This window comes from Draconibacterium sp. IB214405 (assembly GCF_033963885.1).
Classification (GTDB): Bacteria; Bacteroidota; Bacteroidia; order Bacteroidales; family Prolixibacteraceae; genus Draconibacterium.
In genome coordinates this window covers 1-20484 of sequence record NZ_JAXBMA010000007.1, presented here as the reverse complement: position 1 = coordinate 20484, position 20484 = coordinate 1, and the positions used below count along the sequence as shown (strand labels likewise).

17 protein-coding genes are annotated in these 20484 nt (G+C 36.3%); 8 read left to right on the top strand and 9 right to left on the bottom strand.

The features are described from left to right. Window positions 1-40 precede the first annotated feature (40 nt). Entirely contained in the window at window positions 41-460 is a 420-nt protein-coding gene (locus tag SLH46_RS20415; protein ID WP_320283078.1) for a gamma-glutamylcyclotransferase family protein, read from the bottom strand. A gap of 189 nt (window positions 461-649) precedes the next feature. On the opposite strand from SLH46_RS20415, the gene SLH46_RS20410 reads away from it, so the two are divergent. From SLH46_RS20410 to SLH46_RS20380, 7 genes are all read left to right on the top strand, one after another. Then, on the top strand, window positions 650-1051 hold the full coding sequence (locus SLH46_RS20410) for a hypothetical protein (protein WP_320283077.1): 402 nt from the start codon (window positions 650-652) through the stop codon (window positions 1049-1051). Window positions 1052-1155: 104 nt separating this feature from the next. Continuing rightward, window positions 1156-4158: a protein translocase subunit SecDF gene (gene secDF / locus SLH46_RS20405; protein WP_320283076.1), complete on the top strand. Its 3003-nt coding sequence runs from the start codon at window positions 1156-1158 to the stop codon at window positions 4156-4158. A gap of 212 nt (window positions 4159-4370) precedes the next feature. Further along, window positions 4371-4637: a twin-arginine translocase TatA/TatE family subunit gene (locus SLH46_RS20400; RefSeq protein ID WP_163325008.1), complete on the top strand. Its 267-nt coding sequence runs from the start codon at window positions 4371-4373 to the stop codon at window positions 4635-4637. Between the two features lie 20 nt (window positions 4638-4657). Then, window positions 4658-5707 carry a calcium/sodium antiporter gene (locus tag SLH46_RS20395; protein ID WP_320283075.1) on the top strand — a complete coding sequence of 350 codons (1050 nt, stop codon included), beginning with the start codon at window positions 4658-4660 and terminating at the stop codon, window positions 5705-5707. A 9-nt stretch (window positions 5708-5716) separates the two neighbouring features. After that, window positions 5717-6367 carry an ABC transporter ATP-binding protein gene (locus tag SLH46_RS20390; RefSeq protein ID WP_320283074.1) on the top strand — a complete coding sequence of 217 codons (651 nt, stop codon included), beginning with the start codon at window positions 5717-5719 and terminating at the stop codon, window positions 6365-6367. 5 nt (window positions 6368-6372) lie between these two features. After that, window positions 6373-6894: a DUF2400 family protein gene (locus SLH46_RS20385; RefSeq protein WP_320283073.1), complete on the top strand. Its 522-nt coding sequence runs from the start codon at window positions 6373-6375 to the stop codon at window positions 6892-6894. Window positions 6895-6965: 71 nt separating this feature from the next. After that, entirely contained in the window at window positions 6966-7727 is a 762-nt protein-coding gene (locus SLH46_RS20380; protein ID WP_320283072.1) for a TIGR02757 family protein, read from the top strand. A gap of 83 nt (window positions 7728-7810) precedes the next feature. Here the strand turns inward: SLH46_RS20380 and SLH46_RS20375 are convergent, their stop codons facing one another. The 8 genes from SLH46_RS20375 to SLH46_RS20340 all read right to left on the bottom strand — a co-directional run bounded on the left by SLH46_RS20375 (window position 7811) and on the right by SLH46_RS20340 (window position 19503). Further along, entirely contained in the window at window positions 7811-9190 is a 1380-nt protein-coding gene (locus SLH46_RS20375; protein WP_320283071.1) for a ThiF family adenylyltransferase, read from the bottom strand. Further along, window positions 9177-10304, bottom strand: coding sequence for a multiubiquitin domain-containing protein (locus SLH46_RS20370; RefSeq protein WP_320283070.1), 1128 nt, complete (start codon window positions 10302-10304; stop codon window positions 9177-9179). The genes SLH46_RS20375 and SLH46_RS20370 overlap by 14 nt, the downstream gene beginning before the upstream one ends. Before the next feature lie 242 nt (window positions 10305-10546). After that, the gene (locus SLH46_RS20365) at window positions 10547-11566 is read right to left on the bottom strand and encodes a type II toxin-antitoxin system antitoxin SocA domain-containing protein (RefSeq protein ID WP_320283069.1); all 1020 of its coding nucleotides are present in this window, start codon (window positions 11564-11566) and stop codon (window positions 10547-10549) included. Between the two features lie 40 nt (window positions 11567-11606). After that, the gene (locus SLH46_RS20360) at window positions 11607-11921 is read right to left on the bottom strand and encodes a hypothetical protein (RefSeq protein WP_320283068.1); all 315 of its coding nucleotides are present in this window, start codon (window positions 11919-11921) and stop codon (window positions 11607-11609) included. Window positions 11922-12038: 117 nt separating this feature from the next. Then, the gene (locus SLH46_RS20355; RefSeq protein WP_320283067.1) at window positions 12039-13055 is read right to left on the bottom strand and encodes a hypothetical protein; all 1017 of its coding nucleotides are present in this window, start codon (window positions 13053-13055) and stop codon (window positions 12039-12041) included. Between the two features lie 51 nt (window positions 13056-13106). Then, the gene (locus SLH46_RS20350; protein ID WP_320283066.1) at window positions 13107-16091 is read right to left on the bottom strand and encodes a DEAD/DEAH box helicase family protein; all 2985 of its coding nucleotides are present in this window, start codon (window positions 16089-16091) and stop codon (window positions 13107-13109) included. Window positions 16092-16093: 2 nt separating this feature from the next. Continuing rightward, complete coding sequence (locus SLH46_RS20345) at window positions 16094-17440, bottom strand: restriction endonuclease subunit S (RefSeq protein ID WP_320283065.1); 1347 nt, start codon at window positions 17438-17440, stop codon at window positions 16094-16096. Between the two features lie 2 nt (window positions 17441-17442). Next, a complete protein-coding gene (locus SLH46_RS20340; RefSeq protein ID WP_320283064.1) occupies window positions 17443-19503 on the bottom strand; it encodes a type I restriction-modification system subunit M in 2061 nt (686 codons plus the stop codon). 229 nt (window positions 19504-19732) lie between these two features. Here SLH46_RS20340 and SLH46_RS20335 point away from each other — a divergent pair, with 229 nt between their 5' ends. Further along, entirely contained in the window at window positions 19733-20344 is a 612-nt protein-coding gene (locus tag SLH46_RS20335; protein WP_320283063.1) for a hypothetical protein, read from the top strand. The last annotated feature ends 140 nt before the right edge of the window (window positions 20345-20484 follow it).

Genomic DNA, 20484 nt, shown 5'->3' with positions numbered 1-20484 from the left:
ATGTTGTACCTATTCTAGAACACATTCTGTCAAAGCAATTTCAACCATAAAATTCCCGAAGTGTGGAAGGAACTACTTCATCGCGATAAAACTCCAGCGATTCTTTTCTGAATTGTTCTGCATCCCAGTCAAACGGCTCAAGAAATTCGTTTCCGCCTGTCCAAACATAAACCACTGCATCGATACTTCCGGAGTTAAGTTCTACTTTAACCGGTACAAGTTCGTAATCATTGTCCTCATAAAAAGTCAGTATTTCCATGGCCTTTTCATCGAGGTTTAGCAAGACTTTGCCATTCACTTTCGAATTTTCGCTCCTGATTATTGCCGGATAGTCGGCTCCTTTTATGGCATGGCGTGCAAATCCGAACAAAACAGCATTTTCTGCATGTAGTTTTTGTTGGCACAAACCTTCGGCAATTTCTGCAAAAAGCAGCGATCCGTAAACAAATACATTGATCATAAACAATTGGTGTTAAGCCGAATACTTTAAAATAACAGGCATCGTCTTTGGAAACCTCAAGTATTTCGGTATATTTGCTCCGCTTAAAAATAATGCCTTAAAACAATTGTAAAAAGTTTAAGTGCTGATTATCGGTCAGGTTTTTACTCTAAGTTGTTGTTAAAGCATTAAATAACAGGCGTTACAGGGATGAAAATTAAAATAACTATTACAAGAAAATTGATTGCACAACTGGCAGTTTTTATGGCTGTTATTGCTGCCGCATTTGTTCTTGATGTTTATTTTGGAAATCATCCTGAAGAGCTGGAGAAAATTCAGGCGGAATCGCAGGAGCAGAATAATGAGAAAGGAACAGTTTATCTGATCACTCAAACTGCGCAGAATACCACAAAAACCTTCGAAGACAGGGTTTATGCAAAACATCTGAAAGTCCAGTTACACGACAAATTTTTACGGAATTATCATTCTGTTCGAAATTATCAGGTATTAAAGGCCGAGGTTGCAAAACAAACCAGCCCGCTTATTTCATCTTATCATTACCTGGTTTTTCAAAATCATGTCTTCTCTCCCGATGAAGACTCCATAGGTTGAAATCCATTCTTTTTTCGTTAAAAGAATCTCAGGCAAGTTGTGTCTGAAAAGGTTCGAATTCAATCAAATACAAGAAATTAAATAAACATTTAAATTAAATTCAAATGCAAAACAAAGGTGCAATTTTAACATTTGCAATTCTGTTGTCGGCGGTATGTTTGTACCAGCTTTCTTTTACCTGGAAATCAAACCAGGTGAAAAAAGACGCCATAGAATATGCACAAGGTGATGACTTGAAAGAGTTTCAATACCTTGATTCAATGAAAAGTGAAGTGGTTTACAACTTCCTTGGATTGAAAAAATTTACTTACAAAGATGTTCAGGAACTGGAAATTAACCTGGGACTTGACTTGAAAGGTGGTATGAACGTAACACTTCAGGTGGAAGTTCAGGATATTATCCGTGCGATGTCGAACTACAGCGACGATGAAACATTCAACGCTGCTTTGGCACTGGCAACAAAAAACCAACAAAACAGTACAAAAGACTTCGTAGTTCTGTTTGGTGAAGCTTTCGAGGAAATTGATCCAAATGCGAAACTGGCTTCTATCTTTAACACACTCGAACTACGCGATCAGATTAATTTTAATACTTCCAATGCCGATGTATTAAAAATTATCGACGACCAGACTTCTGCTGCAATTGGTAATGCTTTTAACATTATCAGAACTCGTATCGACCGTTTTGGTGTGGCTCAACCTAATATTCAGAGTCTGCAAACAAAAGGTAGAATTTTGGTTGAACTACCTGGTGTAAAAGATCAGAACCGTGTACGTAACCTGTTGCAGGGAACTGCTAACCTGGAATTCTGGGAAACATACGAAAACCAGGAAGTATACCAGTACATGTTGCAAGCCAACGAAAAAATTAAAGAATTAGAAACGCTTAAAACCGATGCAGGTGTTGAGGCAACTGCCGATGATGCAACTGCTGAAGTGAGCGAAGAAGGTGAAGCTTCGGAAGAAAACTCGTTACTTTCGGAACTGGAAGCTGGAGCTGCAGAAGATACTACTGCATCAATTGATAACTTGGCTGCTTTTAAAGAGCAGTTTCCACTGTTTGCTATTTTAAATCCAAGTACCGATCAAACAGGTCAGCTTTATCCTGGTCCGGTAGTAGGTATGTCAAATGCAAAAGATACTTCAAAAGTAAATTCGTACTTACATAATCCACAAATCAGCAGCTTGTTCCCACGCGATATGCGTTTTGTTTGGACAGCAAAATCAGTAGACGACGCAGGTACTTTCTACCGTTTGATTGCGATAAAAGTTACAACCCGCGATGGAAAAGCACCTCTTGACGGTGGTGTAATTACCGATGCTCGTCAGGATTACGACCAGTTTGGAACTAACCCTGAAGTAGCATTCCAGATGAATGCGGAAGGTGCTAAAATTTGGCAACGTATGACTAAAGAAAACGTTGGTAAATCAATTGCCATTGTTTTAGATGGTTATGCTCGTTCTTTCCCAACTGTAAATGGTGAGATTCCTGGAGGACGTTCTAGTATTACCGGTTTGGAAAGTATTGAAGAGGCACAAGACCTTGCAAACGTGCTAAAGTCGGGTAAAATGCCTGCTCCTGCACGTATTATTCAGGAAGATATTGTAGGTCCTTCACTTGGACAAAAAGCGATTAACAGCGGTTTGATTTCGTTTGTTATTGCATTCGCGCTTGTTCTTATCTACATGTTGTTCTTCTACAGTAAAAATGCTGGTTTGGCTGCAAACATTGCGTTGGTTGCCAACATGTTCTTTATCTTCGGTATTCTTGCTTCAATGGGAGCAGTATTAACACTCCCTGGTATTGCAGGTATCGTACTTACAATTGGTATGTCGGTTGATGCCAACGTACTTATTTACGAACGTGTTCAGGAAGAAATGCGTGCCGGTAAAGGTGTTAAACTAGCGATTACCGATGGTTATAAAAATGCATATTCTGCAATTATCGATGGTCAGGTAACAACATTGTTAACTGGTATTGTTTTGGCACTGTTTGGTTCGGGCCCGATTAAAGGTTTCGCAACTACCTTGATTATTGGTATTCTAACTTCTTTATTCTCTGCAATTTTCTTAACCCGTTTGATTTTCGAATGGCAATTGAAAAAAGGCGGCCGCATTTTGTTTGCTTCTACAGCAACAGAAGGTTGGTTACGTAACATGAAGATTAAATTCCTGGAGAAAAGAAAAACGTTCTACGTGATTTCGGGTGTATTTATTCTTCTTTCAATCGGTTCTTTCTTCGTGCGCGGATTAAATTACGGTATCGACTTTAAAGGTGGTCGTTCGTATATTGTAGAATTCCAGAAAGATGTTGAAGTAGGTCAGGTACGTGCTGCATTGGCCGATGTTTTTGGTGCAGCGCCAGAGGTAAAAACTTCAGGTGACGACATTAAAATTACTACCGACTATAAAATTGATGATCACAGCGAAAATATCGATAACGAAGTTGAAGCTTTGTTAATGCAAGGTTTGAAAGATGCTGATCTTATCGATCAATCAGTAACTCTTGAGGAATTCACTCAGCATTATCAGCAGAGTTCGCAAAAAGTTGGTCCTACTATTTCGGATGATATCCGTAAAGATGCAGGTATTGCAATCGGTTTCTCGCTGGTTATCATTTTCCTTTATATACTGTTGCGTTTCCGCGACTGGCAATATGGTTTGGGTGCTGTTGCCGCATTGGCACACGACTCGTTAATCGTATTGGGTATCTTCTCATTATTATCAGGAGTACTTCCTTTCTCATTAGAGATCGACCAGGCGTTTATCGCAGCTATCCTAACGGTGTTGGGTTACTCGATTAACGATACTGTGGTTGTATTCGACCGTATCAGGGAGTACCTGGGCTTGCACCCAAAACGCGACCGTGAAGAAAATGTTGATGCTGCATTGAACAGCACATTGCGTCGTACATTCAGTACGTCGTTATCAACATTCGTGGTATTGTTAGCTATCTTCTTATTCGGTGGATCTACCATTCGAGGCTTTACGTTTGCATTGTTGGTGGGTGTTGTAGTTGGTACATACTCTTCACTTTTCATTGCAACTCCAATTGCACACGACACTCGTAGCCGTGTTGCCAAAGTAGTAGCAAAACGTAAAAAATAGATAAAAACTGAAGTCGGAAGTCAGAAGACGGAAGACCGAATTTGATACAAAGGATGTCATCGCTTAATCGTGATGACATCCTTTTTTTTGTGCAAAACGTGAACAGGAATTCTTCTTTTAAATTTATGTATTCAACTTTCAAAAACTATCTTCCGACTTGAGTCTTCCAACATCTAACTTTTTATATATTTGTGATCTAAATCAATTTGACGATGCAGTATTTATTATTTATAAGTGGTGGCGAGATAGTTTTGGTGATGCTGTTGGCATTGTTGTTTTTCGGATCGAAAGCGATACCCGATATTGCCAAAACACTGGGGAAAGGAATGCGTGAGTTTAAAAAAGCCACAAACGAAATAAAACGCGAACTCGATAACCATACTTCTGATATTCAAAAAGATATTAAAGATGTTACTTCAACAGTAACAAAAGATACCAACGACATTAAAAAAGGTATCACTGATAAGTTGAAGGATTAAATCCAAAAAAATCATTATTAATGATTATACTTTTCATATTGGCTTTGCTGGCTTGCTTTCTTTTGCTTGCCCGCGTTGTCGATTTGTTTTTCATTTCGTCTCTTGATAAAATTTCGAAAGACCTGCGTTTATCGAACGATGCTGCCGGAGCTACGCTGATGGCGGTAGGATCGAGTGCTCCTGAGTTATTCGTCGCTTTGTTTGCCGTTATAAAACCCGGCGAACATCAGGCAATTGGAATCGGTAGTATTGTTGGTAGTGCTATTTTTAACCTGCTGGTAATTGTTGGTGCTGCAGCCTATATAAAAAAGACAAAGCTCACCTGGCAGCCAGTGGTTCGCGATTTGTTTTTTTATACCATTTCCGTGGCATTATTGCTGTGGTCTATTTGGGATGGCCGTTTAACCGTAAACGAAACTATAATTCTTTTAGGCGTTTACGTTTTATATGTTGTGGCGGTAATTTATTGGAGAAAATGGTTGCCATACGACGATATGGACGCAACAGAACTTGAAGATACGCATGGCGAGCATAGTAAATTCACTAAACCTGTGGATAAGCTTTTGCGTTTTATTTTCCCAGATGAAAAAAATTACTACCGTGTTTTTATTCTTTCAATTGTTTTGATTGCTGCCCTAAGTTATGTGTTAGTGGAAGTTGCAGTTGCTTCGGCACATATTCTGAATATTCCTGAAGCCATTATTGCGTTAACTGTACTTGCTGTCGGAACATCGATTCCTGATTTGTTTTCGTCGGTTATTGTGGCGCGTCAGGGAAGAGGAGACATGGCAGTTAGTAACGCGATCGGATCAAATATCTTTGATATTCTTGTAGGGCTTGGATTGCCATTTTTGCTTGTAATGATTTTTTCAGGAGGGGTAATCGAATCGGGAGGCGATGTATTTAGCTCAACCCTGATTTTGTCGGGATCAGTCCTTTTATTGATTCTGCTTTTATTGGTGATGAAATGGAAAGTTGGGAAGTTTACCGGTATTGTGTTGATCGGTGCTTATGTATTATATGTGCTTAATGAAATACTAAAACTCTACGGATTGGGTTTTATCTTTTAAATAACGGCATTGATTAAAGCTGAAAACATAACAAAATCGTTCGGGGCACTTGAAGTGTTGAAAGGAATTGACTTGGATATTCCCAAAGGAAAACTGTATTCCATTGTTGGAGCCAGCGGAGCAGGGAAGACCACTTTGCTGCAAATTCTTGGTACACTGAGTAAACCCGACAGCGGGGAACTCTTCTTTAACGACACGAATATTTCAAAACTCAACGATAAAAAGCTGGCCGATTTCCGTAACCGCGAAATAGGTTTTGTGTTTCAGTTTCATCATTTGCTGCCGGAATTTACAGCTTTGGAGAATGTTTGTATTCCGGCGTTTATTGCCAAAACACCAAAAGCAAAAGCCGAAGCACGCGCAAAAGAATTAATCGATTATCTGGGGCTGGCCGACCGTATGACACATAAACCATCGGAATTGTCGGGCGGCGAAAAACAACGTGTAGCAATGGCACGTGCATTAATAAATAGCCCGTCAGTTGTTATGGCCGACGAACCATCGGGAAACCTCGATTCGGCCAATCGCGACGAATTGCACGACCTGCTTTTTAAACTGCGCGATGATATGGGACAAACATTTATTATCGTTACCCACGACGATCATTTTGCCGAACAGTCCGACCGGATCATTCACATCAAAGACGGAATTATAGAATAGGAAAAATGTCGGCATCCCTTTCAAAATCTGACTTAAAAGATTTCCTCGACGAAAAAGTTGATCAATACAATCAACCCGAATTTATTGAAACCGATCCGATACAAGTTCCTAAACAATTTACGGAAAAAGAAGATATTGAGATTGCCGGATTTCTGGCAGCAACTATCGCTTGGGGAAATCGGGCGGCCATTATAAAAAACGCCTTGCGTTTAATGGAATTGCTTGATAACCAACCGCACGACTTTGTTTTAAACGCTTCGGAAAAGGAACTCGACCGGCTTCAAAAGTTTGTACACCGTACATTTAATGGCGACGATTGTATTTATTTTCTTCGCTCCCTGCGAAATATCTACAAGAATCACGGCGGCTTGCAAACGGTTTTCGAATGCGGGTATAAAAACGAACAATCAGTAAAGTCGGCTTTGGCGCATTTCTATTCAGTGTTTTACGAAACGGAAGGAGAACGAACACGAAAACACATTTCGAATGTAACGAAAGGAGCTTCGGCCAAACGTTTGAATATATAGGTACGGGTAATTAAGGTAGTCAAATTACAATTCCCCAAATTTCTTATTTTTAGCGCTTTAAATATAGATTTATGGTCATTGATTTGAAAGAATATCTGGAAGAAAAAGTAAAACAATATAACACACCTGAATTTATTGGACTGGATCCGATACAAATACCACATTTATACTCGCTAAAAGAAGACATAGAAATCTCAGGATTCTTGGCTGCAACAATTGCTTGGGGAAATCGAAAAATGATTATTCGCAATGCAAAACGAATGATGGAATTAATGGGGAATTCTCCGTTTGATTTCATTGTAAACCATGAAGAACGACATTTAAAAAAAATTGATGGTTTTGTTCACCGTACTTTTAATAACACCGATTTCTTAACCTACATAGAAGCTCTAAAAAGGTTATACAAAAATATGGATGGATTACAAGGTATTTTCAATAGATGTAAAACTGAAGATTCATTACAACCAGCCATTCACCAGTTTAAAAATGAGTTTTTTAATATCCCTCATTTGCAGCGTACAGAAAAACATCTACCGGATCCATACAAAGGTTCGGCTGCAAAAAAAATCAATATGTTTTTGAGGTGGATGATTCGAAACGATGATGCCGGAGTAGATTTTGGTTTATGGAAAGATATTTCTCCTTCCATCCTCTCTTGTCCATTGGATGTTCACACAGGTCGTGTAGCAAGGAAACTTGGACTACTTAATAGAAAACAGGATGATGCCAAAGCAGTAACAGAACTTGATAAAAATTTACGAATGTTGGATATAGATGATCCGGTTAAATATGATTTTGCATTGTTTGGAATAGGAGTACACGAGGTAATATAAAATAATTTGTAATAATGAAAGAAAGACACCATTCGGTGCCTTTCAATACAATCATTATTTGATAATAGAGTTATACTACTATTCTACAATCCCATTATTCCAATAAAAGGTTTCCGGTCTCCCTTACCAACTGATTTTAGAAGGTATTCATCGGAGTCACCATCTCCTTCAAATAAAAAGAAATTATCAGATATGCTAACACGTACAATGGCATTTAAATCATTATCTACTGATTTAAATGGGTCAATTTTATTTAAAAACTCATTAACCGTCATTGCCGAAAGTTGCATATTAACACTAATTACTGCTGGGCTATCAACATTGCCAGCACCTTTAATGTACTTTTCTTTAACTTGTCGTTCATACATCTCAGGATTCTGTCGCTTCATACTTTCATCTGAAACTTTATCCATTGAAATCGCTTCACGAGAATGTAAAGAAGAACCTTTTGGTTGAATAAAATGAATTGCTCCGTAAACCTTCGATATTCCATTATTACCGTCAGCTTTTAATTCGACACCAACATCAAAATATGGTACAATGTAATAGGTTGAGAGTTGATTCAGTACATACCTCGGTTCCTGCGCATCTAAACAACCAAAGAAAGTATCACAAGTTGCAAGCTCTTTCAATATTGCACGTGATTCGCAGATATTATCGTAGGAAGTAATAAATTTGGTTCCAAATCCTACTTTAGTAAGACGCTCTTTTAATACATCAACTTTTTTTCTTCTGCTAACAGCATCTTCTTCAAAGGTGTTCGGAATGCGATTTAAATTAACTCCTTCGACAGCTTCTGGATCGACCATCACAATTGTCCCAACTCCAAGACGTACCAGTTGCTCTACTACGATACTTCCTGTCCCTGAACAACCAATAACTCCAACTTTCATTGATTTAAGGAGTTGAACGGTTCTCTCTCCGAATGCTTGAAGATTTCTTCTGTCTTGGTCTTTCAATTCACAATCTGAGTTATACCGCCAGATTTTAATTGTGTCTCCAGCAACAATAACCTTATCAATTGCTATGAAATTCAATTCTTCATCAATAAATCGACCAAAAATCTGTCCATCAGGAAGCATTACTGCGCTGGCGTGAAACTTACTTTCTTGAACCCAACCAAAAACGGAACGGAATATTTTTAAATCACATTCGTCATCCGTTTCTGAAAACTGAGAATAACCGTTGGGGTGGGAATGTATTTTTAATATACTCAATCCTTTTTCTTCAGCTTTCAACATTATTGGCTCAAGAAATTCAGGTGGCCAGTTAATATGACCGTTCTCTCTGATCTTGCACAGTTCATGTGGTAAGCAATGTACCTCATGTACAAGAAGACCGTCAAACGAACTTGTTCTGAAATTACCACATAATGCAAATGCTATTGCTTCATTGTCATCTCCCGGATAAAGATGATTCACAAGCTCTGCATAATCTTTACCGGATATTCTAAGCTGCTTCATCTTTCCGGGGTCTTTTTACGAATTCGTTATTCAACCAATTCTTGATTTCCTCAATGTGGGTCACTATTGAATCAATACCAACCCGCCATGCAATTCTATTTCTATGTCGCGACCAGCGTTGGAAAGTTCTCCCCCCAATATTGGTTGATACTTGCGTTTGCGGAATTGGGATACCATCAATCCTTTTAATTGCCGGACTAAAATATGCCATGTCCAATTTTCCCTGCGGATAATTAATAGGAATTTTTATTGCAACATCTGCTGCACGAACATTATACCCATCAGGAATTTGAAAGTTTTTAATTATTAACCAATTACCATTAGAAGTGAGGGTTTCCCATTGGAAACCCCCATTTTTTAGATTCTCGATATCTTCTTCGAAAAGATCAAAGCTACCATCGGTAGCTTCTTTTGGAATAGTTACGAATCTTTCCAAGCCCGGATCACTCATTTGCACCGTCTGGTTAGGTTCAATATTAATTGTCTGTCCCTGTTTCATCTGCTTCAGATAATAATCCCTCACAGAATATCCGGCGGCAATTAAAATTTCACTACCTGTCAAATACTCAGATTCTGTTTCCAGCATCTTTTTATCGACTTTATACTTGTACTTTCTTGGTGTGTTGTCACCATCGGTAGCTTCTTTTGGAATAGTTACGAATCTTTCCAAACCCGGATCACTTATTTGCACCTTTTGGTTCGGTTCAATATTAACTGGCTGTCCTTTTATAATCTGCTTCAGGTAATAGTCCCCCGCAGAATATCCAGCAGCAATTAAAATCTCACTACCTGTTAAATACTCGGATTCAGTTTTAAGCATCATTTTGTCTACTTTAAACTTCCACGAATTGGGTTTGTCATCGCCATCATTTGCTTCTTTTGGTATGGTAACAAACCTTTCCAATCCGGGATCACTCAAACAAACTGTTTGCTCCAAACCAATGTTGGTAGGATGATGACCCTTTAAAATCTGCTTCAAATAATAATCATCAGGATTATAGTTCGCAGCACTTAAAATTTCACGTCCGGTTAGATATTCTGAATCTACCGAGATCAAAGTTTTGTCAACTTTGATTTTGTAAGCACGTGGCTTACCATTTTCTAAATTTGTCATATTACTATAATTTTTTATGACTGACTCTGGATTTGGACGGGTATCCAGAGTGAAAAATGTACCCGGGTAGAGCAAAAAGAGACTATTGTGTATGTTAACAGTATTTATTAACTTTGTAGTCACATTAAAAAATTATGGGAATACCTATCGAGATGATTAGTCTCAGGTATATAAGTCTACCGGCTTAAACCCACATTAAGAATCCGATAAGAAGGTGCAACTTCTCATCGGATTTGTTTTTTTCAATCGGCATTATTTTTAAAATGTTGTAACTTAAAAGCATATCGTTGATAGCTTATTATTTCTTTTCCTTTTTCATTCTCAATCCACGCTTCTTCATCGTGACTAAGTGATACCATCTCTTTCGAAGATTTATCCTTGAAATTTTGAATCACTTTTGTAAGAGTCTCAATTTCTTCTGGTTTAAATAGATCACTACTTAAACTCTCCAGACCAAAAAACTTCTCCCCATAAAATCCATCGGCTGATTCAGTATATTTTTTGTAAATCTTACCTTCTTTTACTAGGTTTCCATAAATTTCATCGTATCCATCTGGAACAGGACCATAGTCAATAGCACTATATTTTAATCCTGTTATAGATTTTCCATATTTTTGATAATGACCAAAGTCAGCATAAAAAAGTAGCTTGTTTAGTTTAGTTTTGAATAAGTTGGTTGATTCACCAAAATAACCAATAATTGCAGCAATTTTATTTTTACATGGTTTGCTATAACCTGTAAATTCGTTAGTTTCTGGGTTTCCATATATAAGGTTATATCTGAAATTTTCAAATTGATGTTTTTTGCGTTCCTTTTCAATTTTTTTTGCAACTTCAATCAAATCCATTTTTTCTTTTTTGGAAATAAATCCAGAACAAGCTTCTACTTGTTCAATAAAATTCTTGGGATGTTTTACCGCTAATATTAACCGACCATTTGCTACTGATGGCATCTCGCCAGCTTCATATTTTCGATAACTATTTGCACCAAAACCAAGAATTTCAGACATTTTTGCTGCAGATACACCATACATATTCCTGATTTTTTGAATTTCTTCAGGAAAAGGGATACCAAATCTCTCCCTGTATTGATTCAGTAACTGTATCTCATCTATTTCATCACATTCGTCATTAGTAACAGTCTCCCCCGATTCTTCATTACGATATCTATGATGAAAAATTGTAAAAGGTACTTTTCGGAAATGAACAGTTTTTAGTTCAACTCCGAGTTTCATAGTATTTCCTTTAATTGATTTTTTCATTTTAACATGATTAGTTATTGTTATGATATCTTTGGGACAGTTAGTTAAATGAAATATAAATCTCACGTTCTGTTTTACAAATTGTGATTTTTATCTTAACCATTATTTCATTAAGTTTTTTACTAAATATCCATACTTTATCGTCTCCATAAGGAGCTTCGTCTATGGTTCCATTGACATAATCATTTGTGTGTAAACTTTCAATTATTTCCCTCCTTTCTTTTATTGTTATATCCAGATCCAATAGTTTTTGAACATTAACCTGACCGTTCTCCAGATAGAAAACATCAAATTTTCTCAACAGCATTCCAAATTCGCTGAGGAATTTTTCTATATCTGATTTAGATATGCTCATAGTACAAAGATACACAAAAAAACTTTAAAGTTTAATTTTGTTGATAAAATCAAGCTAAATGCAACTTTAAATATGTATTGCAATGAAGATATCTGTGTAGTTTGTTATCGAAACGATCTAAGTAAGTTTTGCTTGAATAAAAGCATCTGTTTTTTCGTGTATTGCTTTTTCCGTGTATTTCAATATGTTGAAGTTACCTTGGGTAAGGTACTCCATATATTCCTGAACAATATGTTGGTTCGGAAGCCCACGGAAAATAAAGAGCCATTTAGTTATTAACAAACGGGTAAATTGAAACATTCTTTTTTGAGCCGTTTCCTCATAATGCACTGCCTCTAAAAATTCCTTCCTTTTATCATCACCAACTATCTTAATTTTACAAACTTCATTATTCGTGTTTATAAGCTCATTCAGATCATGGCTTTCATTCAGACCATAAAATTCCAGCTCTTTTACAGAATCCTCATTTTCAAAAAATTGAATTACAAAGTCGTTGAAAAAAATAATGTTTGGATTCCGGTCATTTGTACAACCTACAATATTTTCTGTGAATGATTTTGCATCCCCTAGTGTTTGCAGGTAAGTTATATGAATTGGGAAAATAGGAATATCGTCATTGCCAATAGCTTCATAGTTTAAAATGGACTCTCTAAGTTTTTCCAAGGTATCGGCCTGCAAACCAAATTGAGATTCGCAAATAGCGGTTCTCCATATCTGCAAATAAAAAAACATCTTTGCAATTCTATTTTCTTCCACATCAATGCGATGGATGCCGGATAGGTCTGCTGCTCTGAATTTAGGTAGAACTGTTTCGATAAAAGGTGTTTCGATTTTGGTAAAAATATTTTCGCAATCTGTACAAAAAACATAATCGACTGAGTATGGTATTTCCTTTGCTTTGTTTATTTCCTCCTCGGTAGCTTCTCGTCCAAGTGATTGTTCCAGTTTCTCTATTGACGTTCCTCTTTGGAAATTAAAACTAACGTAGGGATTGTTGGTCGAAATGTCGAAGTAAAATCCTTCTTCTCTATCTCCAGAGCCGTCTTGATTTAAGCATGACCTAATAACTGCATCTGTGAGATAATGAGTATTTTTTTTATTTGCTTCATTCTGTTGGCAAAGGGCACAAACCATAGTTTTTAGTTTTTTGGTTATTACACAGTAAGAATTTACAATCAGATACACTTACGCAGAAGCACCCAAAATCGTCTTAATAATAGTTTTTCCCATTAAACTAATGATACCACCCTTTTGTGTGTAAATCGGGTCTTCCAGTTTTTCCCAAAGGTCACGATTCATATATTCTTCTTTTACCTCGGCTTTCACTCTGGGTACTGCGTTATTCTTCAAATAATGTTCGTTGTTACGGTTTTGGGTGATTTTTTGTCTAATATCATACCGTTTCGATACGTCATCACATATCTCTTTAATAACAATAGCATCCTCTTTACTTATCTGATATTTTTCCTCGATTATGGCCAGAGCTTCTTCAATAGTAGTTCTTGGTGGAGCTTGACCGCCACCAAGAATTTTGACACCTGTTTTTTTAGGTTCTTTTACCTTTCGAATATTTGCTTTGGTTCCATGAAACTTAACAGCACCTTTGGTTAGCTCAATGTTTTTCAACAATTGCTTCAGTTCGCTGTTTTTTCCTTTCTTAATCAGCGTATCTGCCATAACTTCAGCAAATACAATGAAGTTGTTCACTTTCAAATCATGGACAAAGAACTGTGCAACAAAATAAAATAGATTGGTAAACCTTCGTAATAATCCGATGTACGATTTCTGATCCTCTATTGAAGGAAGTTTTGTTTTGAATTTTGTTCGATAATCCTGATTTAAATTACTCAATAATGCATCAGCGGTCGAATTTCTTTTTCTGGCTTCTTCTTCCGCTTCCATGTATGCTTTTATATAGGTTTCAATTTCTTCTTCAGAGAATACTTCTGTTTCAATTATTTGATTGTAAAGTTCAGGCAATACATTTTTATCCGGCTCTTTTTCTTTAAAAGGTGATCCTTTTCTGTGTTTATTGAAAGCTTCAAATATTTGCTTGGAATTATTCGTGAAATCCACTACCAGAATATCTTCTTGTCCTTTATCATCGTGTTTTCGATTTAACCGCGAAACAGTTTGGATGGCATTAACACCATTCACCGCTTTATCTAAAAACATTGCTGATAACAATGGCTGATCGAACCCTGTTTGAAATTTATTGGCAACAACAAGGATTCGATAGTCATCGGTATCAAAAACATCTTCAATAACTTTATTCGAATGCTTTGTGTCGAGTTCATTTACTTTAATTTCTTCAACCTGCTCGTTGGTAACCGGGTCGGTATAATCGCTAAAAGCAAATAAAACTTTATATGTAGCACCTTTTTCTTCTAATATTGTTTTTATCATATTAAAATACTTCAGTCCCGCTGGTCGTGATGAAGCTACAACCATTGCTTTTGCTCTACCCTTTGCAGCATCTTTAACCTTTTCCTCAAATAGTTTTACAATTACCTCGGACTTGTACTGAATCAGGTCGTCATCATTGAAAGCAATTGTTTTTAACGCCTTACTGACAACTCCAGCTGGGAAATCTTTACCATCACTCGTTTTAGGAATATAATCACGATTATATCTCAGGTTATATAATGTTTCGTATGAGATAATATTCTGAGCTACATCTAGAATATAACCTTCTTTTATCGCTTCATCTTCGGTATAACTGTCAAATGGGTCTCCAAAGAACGAAACCGCTTTGGGGGTCGTGGTGGCTGTAAATGCTACAAAAACCTGATTGCTTGTATTTAGATTCTTGATTTTATCTTCAATTTCAGCCTCGGTATCGTCACCATCTTCAAAATCGGGTTCATCACTATTAAAATACTGTCGTTGTTTTAAAGCAAGTTTACCGTCTTGCGAGCGATGCGCTTCATCAATTAAAAAAGCAACTTTTCGGTTTTTTAAGTCATCACCCGATTGCAATTTATCCTGAATATGACCGAACTTATGAATGGTTGTAACAATAATTGCCCGGTTCTTATCCAGAAACTTTGCGAGATCTCCTGACTTCTTGGTGAAATTTATTTTTGTTCCTAAATGTGTAAACTTTTGCAAGTCGTCTTTAACATTCTTATCTAAGCTCCTTCGGTCGGTGAGAATTATAATATTATCGAATATTTTTTCATTTTCATCCGTATACAAGCTATCTAACAAATCAGCCATCCATGCTATTGTCAACGTTTTTCCGGCACCGGCAGAATGGTTAATTAAATACTTTTTACCTAAAGACTTATTTGTGTTTACATGCTCTTTTACATCTTCAGATAACAATTTACTCGCCCGTAATTGATGGTATCTTGGGAAGATTGTGAATGAAGGGGTTTTAATTATTTCACCATCATCAGTTATTTCTTCTTTTGCAGGGACAAATACCAAATAATGCTCTAAATATTTTGCAATATTTTCTTTTGATAATGCATGGCGATATAAATGTTCAACAGGATATTCACCTTCGGTCTCAGCTTTATTTACCAATTGTGCATTAAACCACCTGAAGAAATTTTCTGATCCGGGATTGGTAGCGACCTTCACTTCTGTATTACTCGATGCAACGTACAAAAATGGTAGTTTATATATATTGTTTTCGAGGTCTCTGGTTAAGAAACTTTCAAAGATTGCATCTTCACAAGTTTGTCCTTCATCTTCATGCTTCAGTTCGATAACAATAATTGGCAAGCCATTTAACCAAATAACCAAGTCAATTCGTTCTTTGGTTGCAACATTGTAGTAATACTCTTTGGAATACGAGAAGATGTTTCTTTTATAATTTTCTTCTTGAATTGGACTTGTAGCTGATCGAGGTTTTGGCTTGTATAATTCTACCTGTGTTCCTTTCACATCCAGACCATCACGCATAATAAGCCACAACGTCTTTCTCGTTAATTCTTCTTTTAGTGCTTTTAGTATTTCACGATCCGTATCTGCACCATAGTTTTCCTGTATAAACGTATATTTTTCAGGCTGGGTCTCGGTAATAAATGAAACAAGATGTTTGTCAATAATGTGATATTCCTTGTCGGTAAAATCAGCTTTACTTAACGGAACATATTTATGCTCACTTTCCAGAAAAGCACAAATATGATCTTGAAATAATGTTTCTTTATTACTTGGCATAATTAAATTACATTTTCAATTTCACCTTCCCAAATTTGCTTTTTCCCTGTTACACATTCGTGAATTACACTTTTTCGATAAGCTTGCAGGGTGGTAATTTGGTTGTTAATATTTTCAATTGATTTATCAATTTTTGCTGTTACATTATCTAAATGTTCAGCAATAAGTATTTGCTCATCATAGTCAGGTAAAAGAATCCTTGAACTACCTAATTCTTCCTTATTTAAATGAGGCTGGGCTGCTCTTAAAGAAAGTAGAATTAGTTGGTCTTCAAGAATGTATTTGCTTAGTAATGCATATGCTACAAATTTTGCACATATATTTTTGTTACATCTCAAAACCATATCATAACCTGTAATTGCACCATCAAATTCTTCAGGAATAATTGCACTATCAGCAGTATATGCACCGCTTCGAACTACAATAATATCATCCTTTCTAAGAATAGGATCACGTTCATAAGGTACATCGTCAGGATCTACAAACATAAGATTATTAGTATCTATTTTCCCTCGATAGACATTCGTGGCACGAATTATAGGAAGACCATCAATCATTTCATTTGGTGGTTGACCTAACCCATATTTTATTTTACTAATACTTTTAAATCTATACAATTTCCACCCTGAAGGGATTTTTTCAATTTGGTTAAAACCAAGTTCCTTCCACTCTGAGATCGGTTTTATCCCCTGTGTAACTGCTTGATATATCTTAGCTTTTCTGATTTCTTGTAGATTATTCAACTGCTTTTGTTTAATCGCAATAATATCATCAATTCGCTGACAAGCTTTATCAAGATAGTCGGTAATTGCTTCTTGTTCGGATAATGGGGGAAATGCAACTTTTGAATTTAAATAATAAGTTACATTAAGATTTTGAATTCCTGTTGTTTGCTGTATAAATGGAAAATTAAGATTACTGTCATAAAGCGATGAAAAAAGATAATTGGCAAACTTCAAATCAACAGTCCTATCAAATTCAAGTTTAGCCATGAAATTTGAACAGATGGCATCAAAATCAATTCCTTTTGGATATCCTACTCTACCAACTAATTGTTTTTCTCCACCACCGGACTTTTCTATAACTAAACAACGGTTTGTAATTTTGCGAGATTTGTACGAACTATCCTTTATCTTTCTGATAGTCAAGTCGTCAAATTTAAAATAGATATAATCTAAATCTGCGACACGCAAAACCACAATATTTTCTCCTTCCAAATCACTCTCAGGGTCATTTCCCCAATCACCACCAATTACCGCAGTTGTTTTATCTTTAATTCTATCTACCTTCCAATGAGTAGGTATTTTAGACAGCCAATTAATTTCAGTATTTGAATATTTATATTGCATCTTTACAAATCCCTGATTTCGTTCAACAACTTTTCAGCATCTTCTTCTAGTTCCCAGAACTCTTTAATCAGCACATCACTTGGCGTTGGCTCCTGATATTTGTAGAAGTATTTATTCGGTAATATCTCGTAACCCAACTGATCATATTCTTCACAGCGAATAATTTCGTAATCAATTTCTTTCGCTAAAAATGCATTTATATATGCTTCTTTGTCTTCTTGAGTGCGGTCAAAAGGAATGTATTCATTATCTACAATATAGTGTCGATGGTAGTATGATATTGACTTAGATTGTTGCTCGAACCACTTTTTAATATCTTTTAAAGTGTCTTGTTTCAATTCATTTACCTTTTTCTTTAGGTATTCAGCAACTAAAGTCTCCATTGGTTTTTTGCCATCATATTTAAACTGAATACTAATGCATTCATTTTCCACAAATGGAGATTCAATGTCAATTAACATCTCGTAATCGCCATAGAGTTCAAATCTCTTTTTGGCGTTAGCATTCGAGAGTTTTACATCAAAATCTTCGTTAATCCACATTTGCTTACCGTTTTCATCTTCTTGCCAGAACACCACTTCAACCTTATGGAATGCAAAATCGGTAGTATGGAATAATTTGGAGTGTTCCATGTCTTTTTCTGGTGATTCAACAAGTAATGGCTTACCCCAGTTCTCAAACTGATTGTGAATCCAATTTCTATGACTTTCGATTATTCGATTACGTTTGTTCCCGAATGATTTGGGTTCTTTTTCAGATTGTGACCTCGCATTGATTATCAACACATGGTCTTTTTTAGTATCAGGCTTATTATTATTTAGCAACCATATGTAGGTGTAAATACCCGTATTGTAAAACATTTGGTCTGGAAGCATCACAATAGTATCAAGCAAATCATTTTGAAGAATATGTCTTCTTATTTCACTTTCTCCCTGAGTTGCATCGCCATTACTTAAAGGTGAACCGTTAAAAAGAATAGCAATTTTAGAACCGCCTTGTTCTTTAGGTTTCATTTTCTCAATCATTGAGAGTAAAAAGAGTAATGCTCCATCATTACTTGGCGACATCCCCCATGCATATCGTGAGGTTTTCAATCGTTCAACATCCTTTTTATAATCACTCCAATCAACGCCGAACGGAGGATTTGAAATTAGATAATCAAAAAGTCCACCTGCATGTTGGTCACCATCATCTTCTATACTTTCAATATCAGGTATTAGAGAATTCCCGTGTGTAATATTTATATGGGCTTCACCTTTCAAAATCATATCCGCTTTACAGAGCGCATAATTTTGTGGTAATAATTCCTGTCCATTTAGTAATACAAGGTCTTCGGCATTCTTCAATCCTTGGTCTGTTGTGGCTTTGTCAACAATATGCTCCTTTGCAATGGATAGCATTCCACCAGTTCCGCAAGCGGGGTCATAAATAGATATAGCTTTGGTTGCTGTTTCCGGGTTAAAATCAATCTCCATCAGGTCAACCATTATGCGAATTATTTCTCGCGGTGTAAAATGTTCGCCTGTATCTTTTGCATCGTCTTGCGAAAAAAGCTGCAACAGGTGTTCGTACACATAACCCATTTCAATATTCGACAGACGCTTTGGACTGAAATCTTCTTCCGCAACTAATCGAATAATACTTGAGAGTCGTTTTGCTTTCACCATCTCAGTTACCCAATAGCGATAATTGAATTTATCAATTACGTCATCAATGTTAGAGCTGTAGCTGTTAATATAGTCTCTGAAATTAGTTTCAACCTGAGAAGAACTTTCGTCAAGTATTCCTTTTAGTGTCCAATTGGATTTATTGTAAAATGGTTCGTTCTGCTCCTTAATCTTTATCCTTTTATTTAACGATTCAGAATCAAGGTTCGGTGTTTTTGCAAGAATTTCAACTCTAAATTGCTCACGCTTTTCTTCCAAAACCGATTCTATCCTGCGAATCATTATCATTGGCAGAATAACGGATGGATAATCTTTTGCTTTAAACTTCCCCCTGAGCTTAATTGCTCCTTTCCAAACCTCTTGTGATAGATTTTCTAAACGTTCTTTGTTTATCATTAATCCTACTTGTTATTAATATTAGTGAGAGTCAATGGCACATTAACTCGAAAAATGCATTAGGGTGCAAGATTTCTGGTTATAGTGGTTGTTGACTTATGTAAAACCCAAATGTAGCCAATAATTTTCAAAGAATATGGGAGTATTAAGTACGAATTTTCGGTTAAAATATACACACTCAATGTGTAAGAAATCAGTAATTTAAAGGATAATAATAAAATAGAGCTATATGGAAACGCAAAGAAGGATAAGTACAAAAGATATCATTCTTGATATTGCATCAATGCAAAACTTTGCAAAAAAGTTGATTGGCAAGGGTAGAGATTACGAAGAATTGTTGTTACTGTTGATGGCAGAAGACTACGGAGATCCGGATATTCCGATTCCATCCGTTAGTCAGCTTCAAGACCAACTAAAAGTAAACTATACAACTTTTAGAAAGTTGCTTATGGGTATTTACAATGACCTCTATAACCACGAGCAAATCAATATTGATTTTAATATTGAAAAGGTAGAGTACATTTTTAGTATGTCGTACTTTGATAGGGATGCAGAAGTAACTTTGAACGAATTACCTGTTTTGCCAAGGGTTGGAGAAGAAATAACGCTCCCGTTCTTTAAAGCTAAACTTGATTTTGACTGGTTTCATGTAAGGTCTATTCATCACTACATCAGCGATCGGAAACAAGTTGTATTTATTAGGTTGCATCCATTGAGATACAATCTTTACTGGCATATTCGAAAAGACGAAGCATTGGTAAAAGGGGAAATAAGCTCTGATGATTATTACGACCACATGGATACTAAAAACAAACAAAAGTTAGGTCTTCCTATGTGGTAACTTTATCGGACTTTTTAAAGGTCAACTTCAATTTTTTGGTCGAAAATTTTCTGGAATATTTTTAACGATGGTCAAATTGGAAAAACCGGCCAAACTGACCACCTGATTCCGGGCTAAAGTGACCACCGTTTCCGGAGCAA